We start from the raw sequence: 18249 nt of genomic DNA, 5'->3' as shown, positions 1-18249 counted from the left end.
TCCCCTTCAGCAGTACTTCGCCGTATGTCGCAAAGTGAGTGGAACTTTCCTCAAGCCTTTCTGTGCTCCCTAAAGCGCATGAAACAAAGGCTTTCGTCCTGAACAATGTGCCGGTTTTTGTCAAGCGCATAAGTTTTTTTCGGCATAAGCCTTATGAAAATTTTTTCTTAGCTACGCTTCAGGATGTTCTTAGCTCTGTTGTTACAAGAGTGAAACGCTTACACCTCAAAATATCGTCAAATATTTGGCGACAGTAACGCACCATCAGGACCAGGGAGATGCACCCCATGCGCGTTTTAACCCCCCTCTGCAGCGCGGTTTTGCTGGCCATGGCTTGCACTTCCCAAGCCCAGGCCATGAACCTGACCGAAGCGATTCAAAGCACCATCGCCACCCACCCGGAACTCGCCTCGCGAGTCGACGCCAAACTGTCGGCCGATGAGCAGGTGAAGGTGGCCAAGGGTGGCTTCTATCCTTCCGTCGATCTGAATGCCGCCTACGGGCGTGGCTACAGCGACAACACCAACACCCGCTCGCTGACGCCGAGCGGACACAACACCGAAATTCTCAACTACACCCAGTCCGAGTTACGCCTTCGGCAAATGATCTTCGACGGTTTCAACACCGCCAACGAGGTCGAACGCACCAAGGGCGTGTCCAACTCGCGCGCCTACTACGCGCAAGGCACCGCCCAGGATCTGGCCCTGCGCACCATCGAGGTTTACCTCGAAGTGCTCAAGCGTCGTGAACTGGTGACCCTGGCCAAGAACAACCTGCAAGCGCACTTGCGCGTGAATGATCAGATCGGCCTGCGTACCCAGCGCGGCATCGGCAGCACCGCTGACTCCGATCAGTCGGTCGCCCGTAAGGCGCTGGCGCAGAACAACCTCGACACCGCTGAAGTCGATCTGGCCGACGCCGAATCGAACTTCTACGCCGTGGTCGGGCGCATGCCCGATGAACTCGAAGCGCCACCGTCGACCCGCGGCGAAATCCCCACCAGCCTGCCGGAAGCCCAGCAGAGCATGGTCGAGAACAACCCGTACCTGAAATCCGCGCAGGCGGACGTGCAGTCGGCCGAGAGCCAGTACGAAGTTGCCAAGTCGCCGTTCTACCCACGCTTCGATGCCGAAGCGGCAGTCGGTGCGAACAACAACGTGCAAGGCGATGAAGGCCACGACAACGAATGGCGCGTCGGCGTGATCATGAACTACAACCTGTTCCGCGGCGGCAGCGACAAGGCCCGTCTGGCGTCCGATGCGCACCAGATCAACCAGGCAATGGACATCCGCAACAATGCCCTGCGTCAGTTGAACGAGAACATTCACCTGGCCTGGAACGCCATGGTCAACGCGAAGAAGCAGACCCCGACCGCCCGCGAATATGCCGAGACCACCAAACGTGTGCGCGCGGCCTATCAGGATCAGTTCGGCCTTGGCCAACGCACCCTGCTCGACTTGCTCGACAGTGAAAACGAGCTCTACAACGCCAACCGTCGCTACACCGAAATCCGCTACACCGAGGAGTATTCGATGTACCGCGTGCTGGCAAATATGGGCCAGTTGCTGAGCAAGCAACGGGTGGTGCTGCCGGCAGATGCGATCGCGGCGACCGAGGTGAAGAACGAGGCGCGCCTGCCTGAACTGAAGTAAGCAAAACGCTGTGGTGGGGGAGCTTGTCGGATCGCCGCACCGTCACTCTTGAGTGCGCAGCGCTCACACTGCCGATTCCGTTAGTTGCACAGGGCTGCTGCGCAGCCCAACGGGAGCACGCTCCCTCGCCACAGGTTTTGGGCAAGTCTTACGGAGGCGATCAATATGACCAGCATGGAACCCGGTAGCACCGGGATCGATCCGCGGTTGAGCTTCGATGACCCGTTACTCGACGGTCTGTTGATCCTCTGCAAACTCCACGGCGCGACTGTCAGTCGCGCCAGCCTGAGTGCCGGGCTGCCCCTGAACAAGCAACGCCTGAGCCTGGACCTGTTGCCCCGTGCAGCGGCCCGGGCCGGTCTGCAGGCGCGCTTGCTGCGACGTGAACTGAAAGACATCTCAGCGCTGAATCTGCCGATTCTGTTGTTGCTCAAGGATGGGCGTACCGCTGTGCTGCGGCGTTTCGCCGACGACGGCAAGGTGCTGATTCTGCCCAGCGAAGCCGATGGCGGCGAGCAATGGGTCAGCCGTGAAGAGTTGGCCGAACACTACAGCGGCCAGGCCTTGTTCGCCCGTCCGCGCCACGAACTCGAAGACTTGCGTTCACCGCTGGTGCCGCGGGTCCACGCCTGGTTTCGCGACACCCTGAAGCTGTCGAAATGGCTGTACAGCGATGCGATCCTCGCCAGTTTCCTGATCAACCTGCTGGGCCTGATGGTGCCGCTGTTCGTCATGCAGACTTACGACCGCGTGGTGCCCAATCAAGCCACCTCGACCCTGTGGGTATTGGCGATCGGCCTGTTGATCGGCACCGGTTTCGAACTGGTGCTGCGGGTGGTGCGTGCGCACCTGCTGGACACCGCCGGCAAGAAAACCGACGTGATCCTTTCCGCGACATTATTTGAACGCATCACCGGCATGGCGATGAAGGCACGGCCAGCCACCATCGGTGGTTTCGCCCAGAGCATTCATGACTTTCAGGGCCTGCGTGAATTCCTCACGGCGGTGACCCTGACCAGCCTGATCGACCTGCCCTTCGTAGTGTTGATGCTGGTGGTGATCGGCCTGCTCGGCGGCTGGCTGGTGGTGATTCCGCTGCTGGCGTTTCCGATCACGATCATTTTTGCCCTGGCCATTCAGGTGCGCCTGCGTGACACCGTGCAAAAAAGCCTGAGCCTGGGCGCCGAACGTCAGGCGTTGCTGATCGAAACCCTTGGCGGCCTCGAAACCCTCAAGGCCTGCAGCGCCGAAAGCGAGCGCCAGCACAAATGGGAAAGCACCCACGGCGCCCTCACCCGCCTCGACAGCCATGCGCGCAACCTCTCGGCGCTGGCGACCAACGGCACGCTGTTCATCCAGCAGTTTTCCGGGATGGCGACGATTGTCGCCGGGGTCTACAGCATCATCGCCGGCAACCTCAGCGTCGGTGCGCTGGTCGCCAGCTACATGCTCGGCAGCCGCGTGCTCGCGCCGCTGGGGCAGATCGCTGGCCTGATCACCCGCTACCAGCAAGCGCAACTGACGATGAAAAGCACCGACGCGCTGATGGGCCTGCCGCAGGAGCGCGACGGCAAGCAGCGGCCACTGGAACGTACACAACTGCAAGGTGCGCTGGACGTCAGCGGCGTGACGTTTCACTACAACGGCCAGAACGCGCCGGCGTTGAGCAACGTCAGCTTCAGCATGAAACCCGGCGAGCGGATCGGCATCATCGGCCGCAGCGGCTCGGGCAAAAGCACTTTGGCGCGGCTGGTGATGGGGTTCTATGAACCCGAAGAAGGCCAGTTGCTGCTCGATGGCCTCGACCTGCGACAACTGGATGTCGCCGACCTGCGCCAGCAGATCGGTTACGTCGCCCACGACCTGCCGCTGCTGGCCGGCAGCCTGCGCGACAACCTGACCCTCGGTGCACGCTACATCAGCGATTCGCGCATGCTCGAAGTCGCCGAACTGACGGGCGTCACCGAGCTCGCCCGCCAGCATCCGCAAGGTTTCGACCGCCCGGTGGGCGAGCGTGGACAATTGCTCTCCGGCGGCCAGCGCCAGGCCGTATTGCTGGCCCGGGCGCTGCTGCTCGACCCGCCGATCATGCTGCTCGACGAGCCCACCAGCGCCATGGACAACAGCAGCGAAGACCTGCTGCGCCAGAAGCTCCACGGCTGGGTGCAAGGCAAGACGCTGCTGCTGGTCACCCATCGCACCTCGATGCTGAGCCTGGTGGATCGGTTGTTGGTGCTGGACAACGGCCGGGTCGTCGCTGACGGCCCGAAAGAAGCGGTCATCGATGCACTGCGCAAGGGCCGTGTCGGCTCGGCGGCGGTCTAGGAGTTGCCCATGTCAGCTGCATCCGATGGCAAATCACGCGGCTACTTCGACAGTTTCGGCAAAAGCGCCGAAGCCGAGTTCATGCCCGAAACCGCCGGTGCTTCGTTACAGGATTCGCCGCGCTGGTCGCGGATCACCGTGTGGCTGGCGGCGGCGCTGTTGATCAGTGCGCTGGTCTGGGCCAAGTTCGCGGTGCTTGAAGAAGTGACCATGGGCGAAGGCAAGGCGATCCCATCGAGCAAGGTCCAGGTGATCCAGAACCTTGAGGGCGGCATCGTTACCGAGATTTTTGTGCGTGAAGGGCAAATGGTGAACAAGGGCGACAAGCTGTTGCGCCTGGATGACACGCGCTTCCTGTCGAACAAGGGTGAGAGCGAAGCCGACCGTTACGCCCTGACCGCGCAAGTCGAACGCCTCTCCGCCGAAGCCGAGGGGCGCCCGCTCAAGCTGTCTGACGAGGTGGTTGCCAAGGCACCACAGGTCGCCGAAGACGAACGGGCGCTGTACGACCAGCGCCAACGGCGCCTGGCCAGTGAGCAACGCACCCTCACCGAACAGCTGCGGCAGAAGACGCAGGAGCTGGCGGAGTTTCGCTCCAAACAAGGTCAGTACAGCTCCAGCCTGGCGCTGCTGCAGCAAGAGATGAACATGTCCGCGCCGCTGGTCGGCACCGGCGCGGTATCGCCAGTGGAAATCCTGCGGCTCAAGCGCAGTGCGGTGGAGATTCGTGGCTCGCTGAACGCGACGACGCTGGCGATCCCCCGTGCCGAATCGGCGATCAACGAGATCAAGAGCAAGATCGACGAATCGGAACAGACCTTCCGCTCCGACGCCGCCAAGGACCTCAATCAGAAGCGCACCGACCTGTCGAAAATCACCGCCTCGAGCATCGCAATCGACGATCGCGTCAGCCGCACCACCGTGACCTCGCCGGTGCACGGGGTGATCAAGCAGCTCAAGGTAAACACCATCGGCGGCGTGGTGCAGCCGGGCAGCGACATGGTGGAAATCGTGCCGCTGGAAGACAACCTGCTGATCGAAGCCAAGGTTCGTCCGCAGGACGTTGCGTTCCTGCACCCGGGCCAGAAAGCCATGGTCAAGTTCAGTGCCTATGACTACACGATCTACGGCGGGCTGAGCGCGAAACTGGAGCTGATCGGCGCCGACACCATCACCGATGACAAGGGCAACAGCTTCTACCTGATTCAGGTCAGGACCGATAAAAACCATTTGGGCGGGGATGTGAAACCGCTGCTGATCATCCCAGGGATGGTGGCGACGGTGGACATTATTACCGGAGAAAAAAGCGTGCTGGATTATCTGCTGAAACCGGTGCTGAAGGCGCGGACCGAGGCGATGCGCGAACGGTAGGCACTGCGAACAGTGCACAGATAGATCTGACGCATTCGCGAGCAGGCTCGCTCCCACAAGGGGATGTGAGGTGAACACAGCGTTTGTGCGCACCTTCGATCAAATGTGGGAGCGAGCCTGCTCGCGAAGAGGCCAGCTCAGGCAACGACTATCTGTCCCCATGATTACGCTGAAAAACCTCCTCCCCCATCGCCGCAATCTGCCCCTCGATCAACGCCTCGAACGGCTTGAGCAACGGCGTAAACGTCGTCGGCGCCTCGAGGGTTTCCAGCGCCTGCACGATCGCCTCGATGGTCGACAACGCCCCCGGCCCCGGCGCCTTGCGCAACCGATACCGCGACACCCCGCCCTCGGCCAGCGTCACCCGGGGCAGCGCCGCCAGCAGCGGATTGAGATGGAGCATCTTGCGCGCCTTGCGCCAGGTGCCATCCGGCACCACCAGCAGCAGCGGCTCAGCGGATTCGCTGTAAGCCTGCATCGGCTGCGCATCGTCGGCAGGAAACAGCAACCGCGTCTGATACCCCGGTCGGCTGAGCAGCGCCGGCAGATCCTCGAATACCTCACCGACGATCAGCTCGGCGTTGGTCAGACCCAGCGCCGCCAGTCGCGCCGTGTTCAGCGCGTGATTGACCTCGCTCGGATGCTGCAACAGCAACACCCGGGTGCGGCTGTCGAGGCTCGGGATCAGCGGGCACAGGCAATGGGTTTGTGGGCGCAGGCAGCGCGGGCATTGGGGTCTGGACATGTTCTCAGGCCTGATTGAGCTGTGCTTTGAGCAAGTCACGGAAAGTCTGGATCAGCGGCTCGCGGCTGCGGCCCCGGCGCATGATCATCGAAAACGGCGCCTGATAACCGAAGGTCGCCGGCAGCAACACGCGCAAGTCGCCCTTGTCGGCCCAGGCCTGGGCGTAGTGTTCCGGCAGGTAGCCGATGTAGGCGCCGGACAGCACCAGAATCAGCTGCGCTTCCATACTTTCCACGGTCGCCGCGCTGTGCTTGAAACCGTGGCGCGCCAGCTCGGCCTGGCTCCAGTAACCCCGGCCGACCATGCGTTGCTGGGTGATGACTTGCTCGGGAATCCGCCGCTCGTTGAACAACGGGTGCCGGCTGCTGCAATACAGCCAGTGCTGCTCACGGTACAGCGGCATGTAGACCAGACCGCTCATGCGCGTGGAAAACGCACCGATGGCCAGATCGAGGCGGTTGTCCTGCACGCCGAGTTGCAGTTCGTACGGGCTCATCACCGACAGGTGCAAATGCACCGCCGGGTGTTCCTGGCTGTAGGCGCCGATGGCTTCGGCGAACGGCAGGGCCTTGTCGCTGACGGTGGAGTCGATCACACCGAGGTTGAGCGTGCCACGCAGCTCACCCTTGAGCGCGGCGGCGTACTGCTCGAAGCCTTCGAGTTCGGCCAGCAGGCGCAGGGTTTCCTGATGGAACAGCTCACCCTTGCTGGTCAGGCTGAACCCGCCCCGCCCGCGATGGCACAACACCAGACCGAGCGCCGCTTCGAGCTGGCTCATGTAGGTGCTGATCGCCGAGGTCGACAGGTTGAGTTCCTGCTGCGCATTGGCGAAGCCCTGATGCCGCACGACGCTGACGAAGATGCGCAATAGTTTCAGGTCAGGTAAAGCGTTGGCCATGTCTACTCCATCACAAGAAACACACGGTGCGTCTGGAAACACACCCTCCCTGTGGGAGCGGGCTTGCTCGCGAAGGCGTCGTGTCAGTTGACATCCATGATGCTGACACACCGTATTCGCGAGCAAGCCCGCTCCCACAGGGGCATCCTGTTCACCCCGGTGAACAGCACTGAGTCTATCTCCAGCCTCGGCATTAGTTTAGAAAAATCTGAACTAAGTATTTGCCCGTAGCGATTCTTCCCCTCCACTACATTTCGCAGAATCGGCCCCACAGCGGCGTCCGAACCTGTGTTGAACGGTGCGCCGACATAAATAAAACAAAGACGATGAGGCCCTACCCGTGGACAAGATTCTTCACCAACCACTGGGCGGCAACGAAATGCCGCGCTTCGGCGGCATCGCCACCATGCTCCGACTCCCCCATGTACCGACCGCTGCCGGCCTGGACGCTGCCTTCGTTGGCGTGCCTCTGGACATCGGTACTTCGCTGCGCCCAGGCACCCGCTTCGGGCCGCGCGACATCCGCACCGAATCGGTGATGATCCGCCCGTACAACATGGCCACCGGCGCCGCGCCGTTCGACTCGCTGTCGGTCGCCGACATCGGTGACGTGGCGATCAACACCTTCAACCTGCTCGACGCCGTGCGCATCATCGAAGAAGCCTACGACAACATCCTCGAGCACAACGTGATCCCGATGACCTTGGGTGGCGACCACACCATCACCCTGCCGATCCTGCGTGCCATCCATAAAAAGCACGGCAAGGTCGGTCTGGTGCACATTGATGCGCACGCTGACGTCAACGATCACATGTTCGGCGAGAAGATCGCTCACGGCACGACCTTCCGTCGTGCCGTCGAAGAAGGTCTTCTGGACTGCGACCGCGTGGTGCAGATTGGTCTGCGCGCGCAGGGCTATACCGCTGACGACTTCAACTGGAGCCGCGATCAGGGCTTCCGCGTCGTGCAAGCCGAAGAGTGCTGGCACAAGTCGCTGGCCCCGCTGATGGCCGAAGTGCGCGAAAAAGTCGGCGGCGGCCCGGTGTACCTGAGCTTTGACATCGACGGCATCGACCCGGCCTGGGCGCCGGGCACCGGCACCCCGGAAATCGGAGGTCTGACGACCATTCAGGCGATTGAAATCGTCCGTGGCTGCCAGGGCCTCGACCTGATCGGCTGCGATCTGGTAGAAGTCTCGCCCGCTTATGACACCACCGGCAACACCTCGCTGCTGGCCGCCAACCTGCTGTACGAAATGCTCTGCGTACTGCCTGGCGTGGTCCACCGCTGAGGGTTCGGTCATGAACGAACGTGATCAGGTTCTGAAGGCGGCCGCCGATCTGGTGTCGGCTTTCGCCCGCAACGATCGCGAGGCTTACTTCGGCGCGTTCAGCGCCGATGCGAGCTTCGTGTTCTACACCCTCGAACAGCCCCTGCTGTCGCGCGATGCCTATCAGGCCTTGTGGGACAGCTGGCGCGCCGAGGATGGCTTCGAGGTGCTTTCCTGCACCTCAAGCAACGCCTTCGTCAGCCTGCAGGGTGACGTGGCGGTGTTTATCCATGACGTGGCCACCGAGTTGCGCATGCAAGGGGAGCAACACTTCAGCCAGGAGCGCGAGACGATTGTTTTCAAGAAACAAGCGTCGAGCCTAGAACAACAAGGCCATTGGCTGGCCTGCCATGAACATTTGTCCGCAATGCCGGAAGGGCTGCCATCCCCTTAGCCAAGACAGGTGACGCTCACGCACGATGAGCGCGCCTTTATGATCGGAGCAGATCATGAATAACAACAACAACGACCAAAGCCTTACGCAAATTGAAACCCACGGGGTCGAGCAGATCCCGGACAACGAACGCACCGCGGGCCCGACGGATCTGTTCCGGATGATCTTCGGTGGTTCGAATACCTTTGCCACCGCCGTGCTCGGCAGTTTCCCGGTGCTGTTCGGTCTGTCTTTTCAGGCCGGCGTCTGGGCGATTGTGTCGGGCGTGCTGCTCGGCTCGCTGATCCTCGCACCGATGGGCCTGTTCGGTCCGATCAACGGCACCAACAATGCCGTGTCGTCTGGCGCACACTTTGGCGTGCACGGGCGGATCGTCGGTTCGTTCCTGTCGCTGTTGACCGCTATCGCGTTTTTCTCGCTCTCGGTGTGGAGTTCGGGGGATGCGCTGATCGGTGGTGCGAAACGCCTGATCGGTCTGCCGGAAACCGACCTGACCCTGGGCCTGGCCTACGGTCTGTTCGCGATTCTGGTACTGACCGTGTGCATCTACGGCTTCCGCTTCCTGCTGTGGGTGAACAAGATCGCGGTGTGGAGCGCCAGCCTGTTGTTCCTGCTGGGCATCTTCGCCTTCGCCGGCCCGTTCGACGTCAACTACGCCGGTACCGTGAACCTCGGTCAGCCGGGCTTCTGGGCAGCGTTCATCGGCGCGGCGCTGGTCGCGATGAGCAACCCGATTTCCTTCGGTGCGTTCCTCGGCGACTGGTCACGCTACATTCCGCGTGACACGTCCAAGCAGCGGATCATGGCGGCGGTGGTGCTGTCACAGATCGCCACGTTCATCCCGTTCCTGTTCGGCCTGGCCACCGCGACCATCGTCGCGATCAAGGCGCCGGACTACATCGCGGCCAACAACTACGTGGGCGGCCTGCTGGCGGTGTCGCCGAGCTGGTTCTTCCTGCCGGTGTGCCTGATTGCGGTGATCGGCGGCATGTCCACCGGCACCACCTCGCTGTATGGCACCGGGCTGGACATGTCCAGCGTGTTCCCGCGGGTGCTGTCGCGGGTCAAGGCAACGCTGCTGATCGGCGTGCTGTCGATTGCCTTCATCTTCATCGGACGCTTCGCGGCCAACCTGGTGCAGAGCGTGTCGACCTTCGCCGTGCTGATCATCACCTGCACCACGCCATGGATGGTGATCATGATCATCGGTCTGCTGGTGCGTCGCGGCTTCTATTGCCCGGATGACCTGCAAGTGTTCACTCGCGGCGAACAAGGCGGACGCTACTGGTTCAGCCACGGCTGGAACTGGCGTGGTCTGGGTGCGTGGATTCCGAGCGCAGCGGTCGGCTTGTGCTTCGTCAATCTGCCGGGGCAGTTCGTTGGCCCGCTGGGTGAAATGGCCGGCGGTATCGACGTCAGTTTGCCGGTGACGCTGGGCCTGGCGTCGGTGGTGTACCTGACGTTGCTGAGCCTGTTCCCGGAACCGCGGGAAGTGTTCGGCCCGCAGGATGCGCGCAGCCAAGGCGCGTCAGCACCGGCCAAATCGGCACTGCGCCAGGCGGCCTGAAGAAACACACACCCTCTGTGGGAGCGGGCTTGCTCGCGAAAGCGATCTGTCAGTCACATCACGTTTGAATGTGCCGACGCCTTCGCGAGCAAGCCCGCTCCCACAAGGGCAAATCGAATTCAGCCTCACATAAAAAAGACAATCGGAGACACGCCATCATGGCTTTGGATTTATTCGTCGTCCTCATCTACGCCGCCGGCATGCTCTTGCTCGGCTACTTCGGCATGCGCAAGGCCAAGACCAACGAGGACTTTCTGGTCGCCGGACGTAATCTGGGGCCGAGCCTGTACATGGGCACCATGGCCGCGACCGTGCTTGGTGGTGCGTCCACCGTCGGCACCGTACGTCTGGGCTACGTCCACGGCATCTCCGGCTTCTGGCTGTGCGCGGCACTGGGTTGCGGCATCGTCGCGCTGAACCTGTTCCTCGCCAAACCGCTGCTGAAACTGAAGATCTACACCGTTACCCAGGTTCTGGAAAAACGCTACAACCCGATGGCCCGCTCGGCGAGCGCGGCGATAATGCTGGCCTACGCACTGATGATCGGCGTGACCTCGATCCTCGCCATCGGCACCGTGCTGCAAGTGCTGTTCGGTCTGCCATTCTGGGTCTCGGTATTGCTCGGCGGTGGTGTGGTGGTGATCTACTCGGCCATCGGCGGCATGTGGTCGCTGACCCTGACCGACATCGTCCAGTTCATCATCAAGACCGTGGGCCTGATGTTCATCCTGTTGCCGATCTGCCTGTACCGCGTTGGCGGCTGGGACGAGTTGGTGCTGAAACTGCCGGCGACCGCCTTCAGCTTCACCACCATCGGCTGGGACACGATCATCACCTACTTCATGATCTACTTCTTTGGCATCCTGATCGGTCAGGACATCTGGCAACGGGTGTTCACCGTCAAGACCGCCAAAGTCGCCCAGTACGCCGGCAGCATCGCGGGCATCTACTGCATCGTCTATGGCCTGGCCTGCGCACTGATCGGTATGGCCGCGCACGTGCTGATCCCCGATCTGGACAACGTCAACAACGCCTTCGCCGCCATCGTCAAACTGTCGCTGCCGGACGGCATCCGTGGCCTGGTGATCGCCGCTGCTCTGGCAGCCATGATGTCCACCGCCAGCGCCGGCCTGCTCGCCGCCGCCACCACCCTGACTGAAGACCTGCTGCCGAAACTGCGTGGCGGCAAGCAATCAAGCCTGGCCATCAACCGCTTGTTCACTTTGCTCACCGGAGTCGTCGTGCTGGGTATCGCCCTGGTGGTGAATGACGTGATCAGCGCCCTGACCCTCGCTTACAACCTGTTGGTAGGCGGCATGCTGATCCCGCTGATCGGTGCGATCTTCTGGAAACGTGCGACCACCGCCGGCGCCATCGCCAGCATGGGCCTGGGCTTTGCTACCGCGCTGCTGTTCATGTTCAAGGACGGTCTGGACGCCAACACCCCGATCTACTACAGCCTGGCTGTGGGCCTGATCAGTTTTGTGGTGGTCAGCCTTTTCTCCTGCCGTCCTGCGACGATGGCGAGCGCGATCTAAGCTTTGATGTAACGATTTGATGCTTTCTTCGACGGGTGTGGCGCGGGCGTGTCCTCCCTTATTTCCTGCAGGAAATAAGGGAGGACACGCCCACTTGCCACACCCGTTTTTTACGTCTGGAGAAAAGGCCTTATGAAGATCGTTTCGCGCGATCAATGGTTTGAAGTGCAAAACCTGAGCGACGGCATCCGGCTGATTCACGAGCCTTACATCCGCCCGTTCTACCGCTGCAACCTGTGGCATGTGCAGGGCCGCGACAAAGACCTGCTGCTCGACAGCGGCTCGGGGCTGGTCAGCCTGCGCGAACAGTTGCCGTGGCTCACCGAACGGCCGCTGGTGGCCGTCGCCAGTCATTGCCACTTCGACCACATCGCCGGGCATCACGAATTCGCCGAACGCCTGGTGCATCGCGCCGAGGCGGATATTCTTGCCGCGCCGGATGGCGAGAACGACTTGAGCCGGGACTTCGTCGGTGACGACATGTTCGAAGCACATCCGGACTGCCCGTTGTGCTACGCCGAATACCGGGTCAAGGCCGCGCCGGCTACCGGGTTTGTCGAGGACGGCGACGTGCTCGATCTGGGTAATCGCACGCTGCAAGTGCTGCACACGCCGGGACATTCGCCGGGCGGGATCAGCCTGTATGAGGCGGCCAGCGAAACCTTGTTCAGCGGCGACATCATCTATGACGGGCCGCTGATCGAAGACGCTTACCACTCCAATCTGCAAGATTACGCCACCAGTCTGCGGCGCTTGCAGGCATTGCCGATCCGCACGGTGCATGGCGGGCACTTCGGCAGTTTTTCCGGTGGGCATTTGCGCTCGATGATTGACGAATGGTTGCGCGGCCACGCTTGAGGCCTGCTGTAATCAGTCAAAACAACGACGAATACATCTGCCATGAGAAGAGCCGCCGTGCGTGCCGCGGTACACCGCTACATCCGGCGCCTGCTGGAAACCCGCGAATTCAACGACCACACCAGTCTGGTGCAATTAGGGCTGGAAACGGCGGATATCGAAGACCTGATCTTCCATCTGGAAGATGAATTCGGACTGACGGCATTCACCGCCGAAGAGGATCACATGCTCAAGACCGCGAAAACGGCGAATGACTTGAGCAGGTTTCTGATTGAGATCGGGCGCCACTGAGAGGCAGTGCCAAACACATCTATCGGGATGAGATGAAACCCTGTGGCGAGGAAGCTTGCTCCCGCTCGGCTGCGCAACAGCCGCAAACACAGAACATGCGATTGACCATATACAACCGGGCCGAATGGTTTTGGCGCCGCTTCGCAGCCCAGCGAGAGCAAGCGCCCTCGCCACAAATAGCCCGGTGCTTTTTGGCTTAACGGCGACGCGGCTGGCGCCGGCGCTGTTCGTCATCGGTGCGGATTGGTACGGGTTGCAGAGGCGGTTCGATCAAGCCGAGGGCAACACCCAAATCGTGTAGCCAGTTCTGAATTTTCTCTTTCATCGTCATGCCCCCTTCAGGGTAGTGCTGAGCGACCGGAATTCTGAGGCCGCTTCGCACTGATAATAGTCCGAAGTCCTACGCAATGCTCGGCCAAATCCGCAATGATCTGTTACTGAATTGAACAGAATTCCGATCGGTTGGTTCACCCCGCCTGCCGGGGTTCATCCGATGCCACGGGATAGAGCGCCTGCTGCTGTTCAATCCAGGCATTGAGGTTGGCCCCGACCATGCCCTTGCGCCACATGAGCCACGTTGTCGCACTGGCGAACGGCTCGGCCAACGGGTGCACCGCAACGCTCTCGCGCCCCGGCAAACTGGCAAGCATCGACTCCGACATCAGCGCCACGCCGCTGCCGGCAATCACACAGGCGAGCATGCCCTGATAGGACTCGATCTCCATCGCCCGGCCCATCGCCGCCTGATAATGAACAAACCACGCCTCCAGCCGTGCGCGATAAGCGCAGCCATGGCGAAAGGTGAACACCGCCCTGCCCTCGACCTCCTTGGCGCTGCGGATCGGCGGGTGATCGGCCTCGCTGATCAGCACCAGACGCTCGTCGCACAGCGGCACGCCGTCAATGCCCGCCAACTGTGGAGGGCCGTCCACCAACGCCGCATCGAGGCGCCCGGACACCAGACCTTCGAGCAACTCACCGCTAGGCCCCGACTGCACTTGCAGGTTCACCGCCGGGTATTGCTTGTGATAGCGCGCCAGCAACGCCGGCAAATGGATCGCCGCCGTGCTGTACAGCGTGCCGAGGACAAAATCCCCCGCCGGTTGCCCGCCCATCACCGCCGCACTGGCCTGATCGCGCAGGGCGAACAGTTTGCCGGTGTAGTCCAGCAGGACTTTTCCCGCAGGCGACAGCTGCAAACGCTGACGCTCGCGGACGAACAGTTCGACACCCAATTGCTCTTCCAACTGCTTGAGCCGGGTCGACAGGTTGGACGGCACCCGGTGCAGACGCTCGGCGGCGCGGGTGATCGAACCTTCCTCGGCCACCGCCTGAAAGATCCGCAATTGGCTGAACTCCACAAAACTTCTCCAGAACAGAACAAGTTACTCACTATTATTCAATTTTAAAGAAAGTCAATCGGTTCTAGCCTGACGGTCATTGCTCCTTCAAAGGAATCCAGACCATGTCGCCACTGATTCGCTTATCCGCCTGTTTTGTCGCCCTGATGATGGCCATGGGCATCGGGCGCTTCGCACTCACCCCGCAAATGCCGCACCTGCTCAGCGAAGGCCAGGTCGACCTGACCGCCGCCGGTCTGATCGCGGCGGCCAACTACCTCGGCTACCTGCTAGGCGCGGTGGACGCAATGCTCGCCCATCGTCCGCAGCAAGTTCAGCGCCGCTTGCACGGTGGCTTGTGGCTGTGTGTGCTGCTGACCCTCGCATCGTTCTGGGCCAACGGCTTCTGGTCGCATTTGTTGCTGCGCTTCGGCACCGGGGTGGCGAGTGCCTGGGTGCTGGTGATGATCACTGCACTGAGCCAGCCACTGGCGGCTGCGGCGGGTCGGCCACGGTTGGGCGCGCTGGTATTTGCCGGGCCGGGGCTGGGAATTTTTCTGACAGGGTTGCTGGCGCTGGTCTCACACCTGCTGAATCAGACGTCGGCCACGCTGTGGCTGATTTATGCCGCCGTGGCGCTGCTGATGTTGCTGGGGATCGTACGGATCCTGCCACAACCGGGCATTCACACGCCGGTCACCACGCTCAATGTCAGTCACTCGAATCGCGGCATCCCGCGACTGGCAGCGGTGTATGCACTCTACGGTGTGGGTTACATCATTCCGGCCACGTTTCTCTCGCAAATGGCCAATGCGCAGTTTCACGGACAATGGCAGGCCGACCTGTTCTGGCCGTGCTTCGGCCTCGGCGCCGCGGTTGGTGTGCTGCTGGTGAGCCTGCGTCGCCACGACCCGAACACCACGCGCCACTGGCTGACGGCAACCTTGTGGCTGCAGGCGCTTGGGGTCTTTGCCTGTCTATTGGGCAGCGGTTATGGCCTGGCGCTGGGCGTGATGTTGTGCGGCATGCCATTCCTGGCCTGCATGCAACTGGTGATGCAACGTTCGCGGGAACTGGCGCCGCACGCCACCCAACGCAACGCCGGCCTGCTGACCGCGTGCTTCGCCGTCGGCCAGCTCAGCGGTCCGTTGCTGGCGGCGCTGAGCAGCCATTTCAGCGGTGGCCTGCAACCGGCACTGGTAATCGCCGGCAGCGGTTTGCTGATTGCCGGCGGGTTGGCCCTGCAAGCATCTACTGCTGACCGAGCGCTTTGCGCAAACGCCGACGCACCCACTGCTCAGCACTGACAAAAGTGATGCCGAGCAACACCAGCACCGCGCCGATGACGAAGTTCGCGCTCAGTTGTTCACCGAGCAATACCACACCGAAGGTGACGCCAAACAACGGCGTCATGAACGAAAACACCGCCAGATTGGCCGCCAGATAACGCCGCAGCAACCAGAACCAGGTCAGGTAACTGAAGAACGACACCACCAGGCCCTGGAACAACACGCTGGCAACCGCCACGGTGGTCAGGCTGACGTGAGTGATCTGGCCGCTGAACAACGCAATCAACAACAGGCCGACGAAGCCGACGATCAACTGATAGAACAGGGTCAACGTCACCGGTGCTTCCGACAGCCGCGAAGCGCGCACCACCACGGTGGTCGCGCCCCAGCAGGCGCCGGCCAATACCCCGAACGCATCACCCAGCAGCATGCGCCGGTCGAGGTTGTCCCACGACACACCGCCGGCGAAGGCAATGGCGATACCAATGAATGCCAGCAGAATCCCCATCCACTGCAGCGGCCGCAGGCGTTCGCTGGCCAGCAGAAAGTGCACGCCGAGTGCAGTGAATATCGGCGCGGTGTAGAGGAACACCGACATGTGCGCGGCCGTGGTCAGTTGCAGGCCTTCGGCGATGAAGAAGAACTCCAGGCCAAACAGTGCGCCGGCCAGTAAACCTCCGCGCCAGGTGTTGCCCACCTGATCCCAGCCGCCCTTCCAGCACAGCAACAGGCCGACCAGTAACGCGGAAATCCCCGAGCGACCGGCCGCCTGCATCACTGGCGCGATGTCCGGCGCGGCCCACTTGATCATCACTTGCTGCACGCCCCAGATCAGGCACAGGCCGATCATTACCTGCAAGGCAAAACCGTCGGCATTGCGCCGCTCGACACTCACCGCAATACCTCGAACACACACAACATGGCAGCCATCCAATGGTCAAAAATCGGTGTCGGGGATTATCAATCAGCCGGGCAGAAAAAGCCGTCTGGAAAAGACATTTAGTTTGTCTGTTGCGTCAGCGGTGAATGGCTGTCGGCTGTGCCGCCATTCGCGAGCAGGCCCGCTCCCACAGTAGACCGCACGCCACCTGTGGGAGCGGGCTTGCTCGCGAAGGCGTCGGTCAAAACAACAAAAATTACGGGGCTGACTACATAAATCGCTTCGCTGCTAGAAAACCGACCGAGCAGGCAACAGCCGTGGCAAACGTCCCCCACGCCCAATCCATCAAACTCACCTGCACCGACCAGCCACGCAACGTCGCCCAATTGGTCAGGTCATACGTGCCGTACGCCACCAGTCCCAACAACGCCCCCATGCGCGCCGCGCGTTGCCAGCTCAGCGCCGGCAACACCACAAATTGCACGCAACCAAAAACGTACAGGCAATAAAAAACCGCTGCCGGTAACAGCAGCGGTTTTTCGAGCATCAGCGAACCGAGCAGTTCGCGGTAGGTCGGCGCCATCAACAGGCCAAGCCAGAGGCCATCGAGCAGAAGAAACGCCACCAGGGTGGCGCCGTAGGCAATCAGTGCTTTTTTCATCTGCCCGACCTCAAGTGAACCCATACAACATGGGCTCCGCAGGGCTCAGGTTAGTTCAATGCGATCGGCGTGAATGACGATCTTGCCGTCCTTGTACAGCGAACCAATGGCCTTCTTGAAGTTGCCCTTGCTGACCCCGAACAGGCTGCTGATCAGGGCTGGATCGCTCTTGTCACTGACCGCCAGCGTGCCGTTGTTATCGCGCAGTTTGGCGAGGATCTTCGAACTCAGGCTACTGGCCGCTTCCTGGCCAACCGGTTGCAGGCTGAGGCTGATCTTGCCATCGGCGCGTACTTCCTTGATGAACCCCTTCTCACTCATGCCGGAACGCATGAACTTGAAGATTTCATTCTTGTGGATCAGGCCCCAGTGCTTGTTGTTGATGATCGCCTTGAAGCCCATGTCGGTGGCTTCGGCAACCAGCAGGTCAACTTCCTGCCCGGCACTGTAGTTGGCCGGGGTCTTGTCGAGGTAGCGATCCAGACGTGCAGTGGCGGTGATGCGGCGCGTGTGCTTGTCGAGGTAGACGTGCACCACACAGTATTCGCCCGCGGTCATCTGGCGCTTTTCTTCGGAGTACGGCAGCAACAGATCTTTCGGCAGGCCCCAATCGAGGAACACGCCAATGCTGTTGACTTCAACTACTTTCAGGCTGGCAAATTCACCGACCTGAACTTTTGGTTTTTCAGTGGTGGCGAGAAGTTTGTCTTCACTGTCCAGATAAATAAAAACGTTGAGCCAGTCTTCATCTTCGCTGGGAATATCTTTGGGGATATAACGGTTGGGCAAAAGAATTTCGCCGTCGGCACCGCCGTCCAGATATAAACCGAAGTTAGTGTGTTTAACCACTTGCAAACTGTTGTAACGCCCGACTAAAGCCATTTTCCAAAACCCTCATTGCGTGGCGGCATTCTACCCGGTTTTGCCCGTTTCGTTCGCTGACTGAGCACCCGGTTCAAGAAAATCGTCGGGACGCCTTGATTTTCCTCGGGTTGGCACGGGCGACTCGCCATTCGTCTGGCCAACGCACGGCCTGCTGCGCCGTTTCATTCGAGATAATTTCAGTTACGACAAATAAATGTTCTTATTTAAAACAGTAGCTTAGGGGGA

Annotated in this window: 17 protein-coding genes; 10 read left to right on the top strand and 7 right to left on the bottom strand. The window is 61.1% G+C overall.

Going from position 1 to position 18249, the window contains the following annotated elements; all coding sequences use genetic code 11:
• Window positions 1-287: 287 nt before the first annotated feature.
• The 3 genes from AC1UK9_RS07715 to AC1UK9_RS07705 all read left to right on the top strand — a co-directional run bounded on the left by AC1UK9_RS07715 (window position 288) and on the right by AC1UK9_RS07705 (window position 5348).
• Complete coding sequence (locus tag AC1UK9_RS07715; RefSeq protein WP_025110584.1) at window positions 288-1652, top strand: TolC family outer membrane protein; 1365 nt, start codon at window positions 288-290, stop codon at window positions 1650-1652.
• Window positions 1653-1817: 165 nt separating this feature from the next.
• Entirely contained in the window at window positions 1818-3977 is a 2160-nt protein-coding gene (locus AC1UK9_RS07710) for a type I secretion system permease/ATPase (RefSeq protein WP_482579794.1), read from the top strand.
• Between the two features lie 9 nt (window positions 3978-3986).
• Window positions 3987-5348, top strand: a complete 1362-nt coding sequence (locus tag AC1UK9_RS07705; protein WP_025110586.1) for an HlyD family type I secretion periplasmic adaptor subunit — start codon at window positions 3987-3989, stop codon at window positions 5346-5348.
• A 148-nt stretch (window positions 5349-5496) separates the two neighbouring features.
• Here AC1UK9_RS07705 and AC1UK9_RS07700 read toward each other — a convergent pair whose 3' ends face one another.
• Window positions 5497-6093, bottom strand: coding sequence for a tRNA-uridine aminocarboxypropyltransferase (locus tag AC1UK9_RS07700; RefSeq protein ID WP_025110587.1), 597 nt, complete (start codon window positions 6091-6093; stop codon window positions 5497-5499).
• 4 nt (window positions 6094-6097) lie between these two features.
• Window positions 6098-6991 (bottom strand): LysR family transcriptional regulator, encoded by an 894-nt coding sequence (locus tag AC1UK9_RS07695; protein ID WP_007956593.1) that lies wholly within the window; start codon window positions 6989-6991, stop codon window positions 6098-6100.
• A 340-nt stretch (window positions 6992-7331) separates the two neighbouring features.
• Here AC1UK9_RS07695 and speB point away from each other — a divergent pair, with 340 nt between their 5' ends.
• The 6 genes from speB (at window position 7332) to AC1UK9_RS07665 (ending at window position 12969) form a co-directional block, all read left to right on the top strand.
• Window positions 7332-8282: an agmatinase gene (gene speB / locus AC1UK9_RS07690; protein ID WP_003222717.1), complete on the top strand. Its 951-nt coding sequence runs from the start codon at window positions 7332-7334 to the stop codon at window positions 8280-8282.
• A 10-nt stretch (window positions 8283-8292) separates the two neighbouring features.
• Window positions 8293-8715, top strand: a complete 423-nt coding sequence (locus AC1UK9_RS07685; RefSeq protein WP_027614575.1) for a YybH family protein — start codon at window positions 8293-8295, stop codon at window positions 8713-8715.
• A gap of 55 nt (window positions 8716-8770) precedes the next feature.
• Window positions 8771-10282: a purine-cytosine permease family protein gene (locus AC1UK9_RS07680; RefSeq protein WP_482579793.1), complete on the top strand. Its 1512-nt coding sequence runs from the start codon at window positions 8771-8773 to the stop codon at window positions 10280-10282.
• Window positions 10283-10440: 158 nt separating this feature from the next.
• Window positions 10441-11820 (top strand): sodium:solute symporter family protein, encoded by a 1380-nt coding sequence (locus tag AC1UK9_RS07675; protein ID WP_482579792.1) that lies wholly within the window; start codon window positions 10441-10443, stop codon window positions 11818-11820.
• 132 nt (window positions 11821-11952) lie between these two features.
• A complete protein-coding gene (locus AC1UK9_RS07670; RefSeq protein ID WP_482579791.1) occupies window positions 11953-12678 on the top strand; it encodes an MBL fold metallo-hydrolase in 726 nt (241 codons plus the stop codon).
• Between the two features lie 42 nt (window positions 12679-12720).
• Window positions 12721-12969, top strand: a complete 249-nt coding sequence (locus AC1UK9_RS07665; RefSeq protein ID WP_025110592.1) for a hypothetical protein — start codon at window positions 12721-12723, stop codon at window positions 12967-12969.
• Between the two features lie 196 nt (window positions 12970-13165).
• Here the strand turns inward: AC1UK9_RS07665 and AC1UK9_RS07660 are convergent, their stop codons facing one another.
• Both AC1UK9_RS07660 and ptrR read right to left on the bottom strand, forming a co-directional pair.
• A complete protein-coding gene (locus AC1UK9_RS07660; RefSeq protein ID WP_003184145.1) occupies window positions 13166-13294 on the bottom strand; it encodes a PA1414 family protein in 129 nt (42 codons plus the stop codon).
• 142 nt (window positions 13295-13436) lie between these two features.
• Window positions 13437-14330, bottom strand: a complete 894-nt coding sequence (ptrR, locus tag AC1UK9_RS07655; protein WP_025110593.1) for a putrescine utilization regulator PtrR — start codon at window positions 14328-14330, stop codon at window positions 13437-13439.
• A 104-nt stretch (window positions 14331-14434) separates the two neighbouring features.
• On the opposite strand from ptrR, the gene AC1UK9_RS07650 reads away from it, so the two are divergent.
• Window positions 14435-15616 (top strand): MFS transporter, encoded by a 1182-nt coding sequence (locus AC1UK9_RS07650; protein ID WP_482579790.1) that lies wholly within the window; start codon window positions 14435-14437, stop codon window positions 15614-15616.
• Here AC1UK9_RS07650 and AC1UK9_RS07645 read toward each other — a convergent pair.
• From AC1UK9_RS07645 to AC1UK9_RS07635, 3 genes are all read right to left on the bottom strand, one after another.
• Window positions 15561-16493 (bottom strand): DMT family transporter, encoded by a 933-nt coding sequence (locus AC1UK9_RS07645; RefSeq protein WP_025110594.1) that lies wholly within the window; start codon window positions 16491-16493, stop codon window positions 15561-15563. The two genes, AC1UK9_RS07650 and AC1UK9_RS07645, sit on opposite strands and share 56 nt — an antisense overlap.
• 253 nt (window positions 16494-16746) lie before the next feature.
• A complete protein-coding gene (locus tag AC1UK9_RS07640; protein ID WP_029977628.1) occupies window positions 16747-17139 on the bottom strand; it encodes a DUF2177 family protein in 393 nt (130 codons plus the stop codon).
• Window positions 17140-17184: 45 nt separating this feature from the next.
• Window positions 17185-18021 (bottom strand): CvfB family protein, encoded by an 837-nt coding sequence (locus AC1UK9_RS07635; RefSeq protein ID WP_025110595.1) that lies wholly within the window; start codon window positions 18019-18021, stop codon window positions 17185-17187.
• Window positions 18022-18249: the final 228 nt, after the last annotated feature.

The organism is Pseudomonas sp. AK-TSAG1-1 (genome assembly GCF_056821665.1).
Note: the sequence above shows the minus strand (reverse complement) of the source record. Positions and strands in the feature narration are given on the sequence as shown.

Coding starts and splice junctions, on each gene's coding strand:
- AC1UK9_RS07710 (WP_482579794.1), top strand. CDS start 1,818: ATGACCAGCATGGAACCCGGTAGCACCGGGATCGATCCGCGGTTGAGC.
- AC1UK9_RS07650 (WP_482579790.1), top strand. CDS start 14,435: ATGTCGCCACTGATTCGCTTATCCGCCTGTTTTGTCGCCCTGATGATG.
- AC1UK9_RS07680 (WP_482579793.1), top strand. CDS start 8,771: ATGAATAACAACAACAACGACCAAAGCCTTACGCAAATTGAAACCCAC.
- AC1UK9_RS07675 (WP_482579792.1), top strand. CDS start 10,441: ATGGCTTTGGATTTATTCGTCGTCCTCATCTACGCCGCCGGCATGCTC.
- AC1UK9_RS07700 (WP_025110587.1), bottom strand. CDS start 6,093: ATGTCCAGACCCCAATGCCCGCGCTGCCTGCGCCCACAAACCCATTGC.
- AC1UK9_RS07660 (WP_003184145.1), bottom strand. CDS start 13,294: ATGAAAGAGAAAATTCAGAACTGGCTACACGATTTGGGTGTTGCCCTC.
- AC1UK9_RS07635 (WP_025110595.1), bottom strand. CDS start 18,021: ATGGCTTTAGTCGGGCGTTACAACAGTTTGCAAGTGGTTAAACACACT.
- AC1UK9_RS07715 (WP_025110584.1), top strand. CDS start 288: ATGCGCGTTTTAACCCCCCTCTGCAGCGCGGTTTTGCTGGCCATGGCT.
- AC1UK9_RS07695 (WP_007956593.1), bottom strand. CDS start 6,991: ATGGCCAACGCTTTACCTGACCTGAAACTATTGCGCATCTTCGTCAGC.
- AC1UK9_RS07685 (WP_027614575.1), top strand. CDS start 8,293: ATGAACGAACGTGATCAGGTTCTGAAGGCGGCCGCCGATCTGGTGTCG.
- AC1UK9_RS07705 (WP_025110586.1), top strand. CDS start 3,987: ATGTCAGCTGCATCCGATGGCAAATCACGCGGCTACTTCGACAGTTTC.
- AC1UK9_RS07640 (WP_029977628.1), bottom strand. CDS start 17,139: ATGAAAAAAGCACTGATTGCCTACGGCGCCACCCTGGTGGCGTTTCTT.
- AC1UK9_RS07670 (WP_482579791.1), top strand. CDS start 11,953: ATGAAGATCGTTTCGCGCGATCAATGGTTTGAAGTGCAAAACCTGAGC.
- AC1UK9_RS07665 (WP_025110592.1), top strand. CDS start 12,721: ATGAGAAGAGCCGCCGTGCGTGCCGCGGTACACCGCTACATCCGGCGC.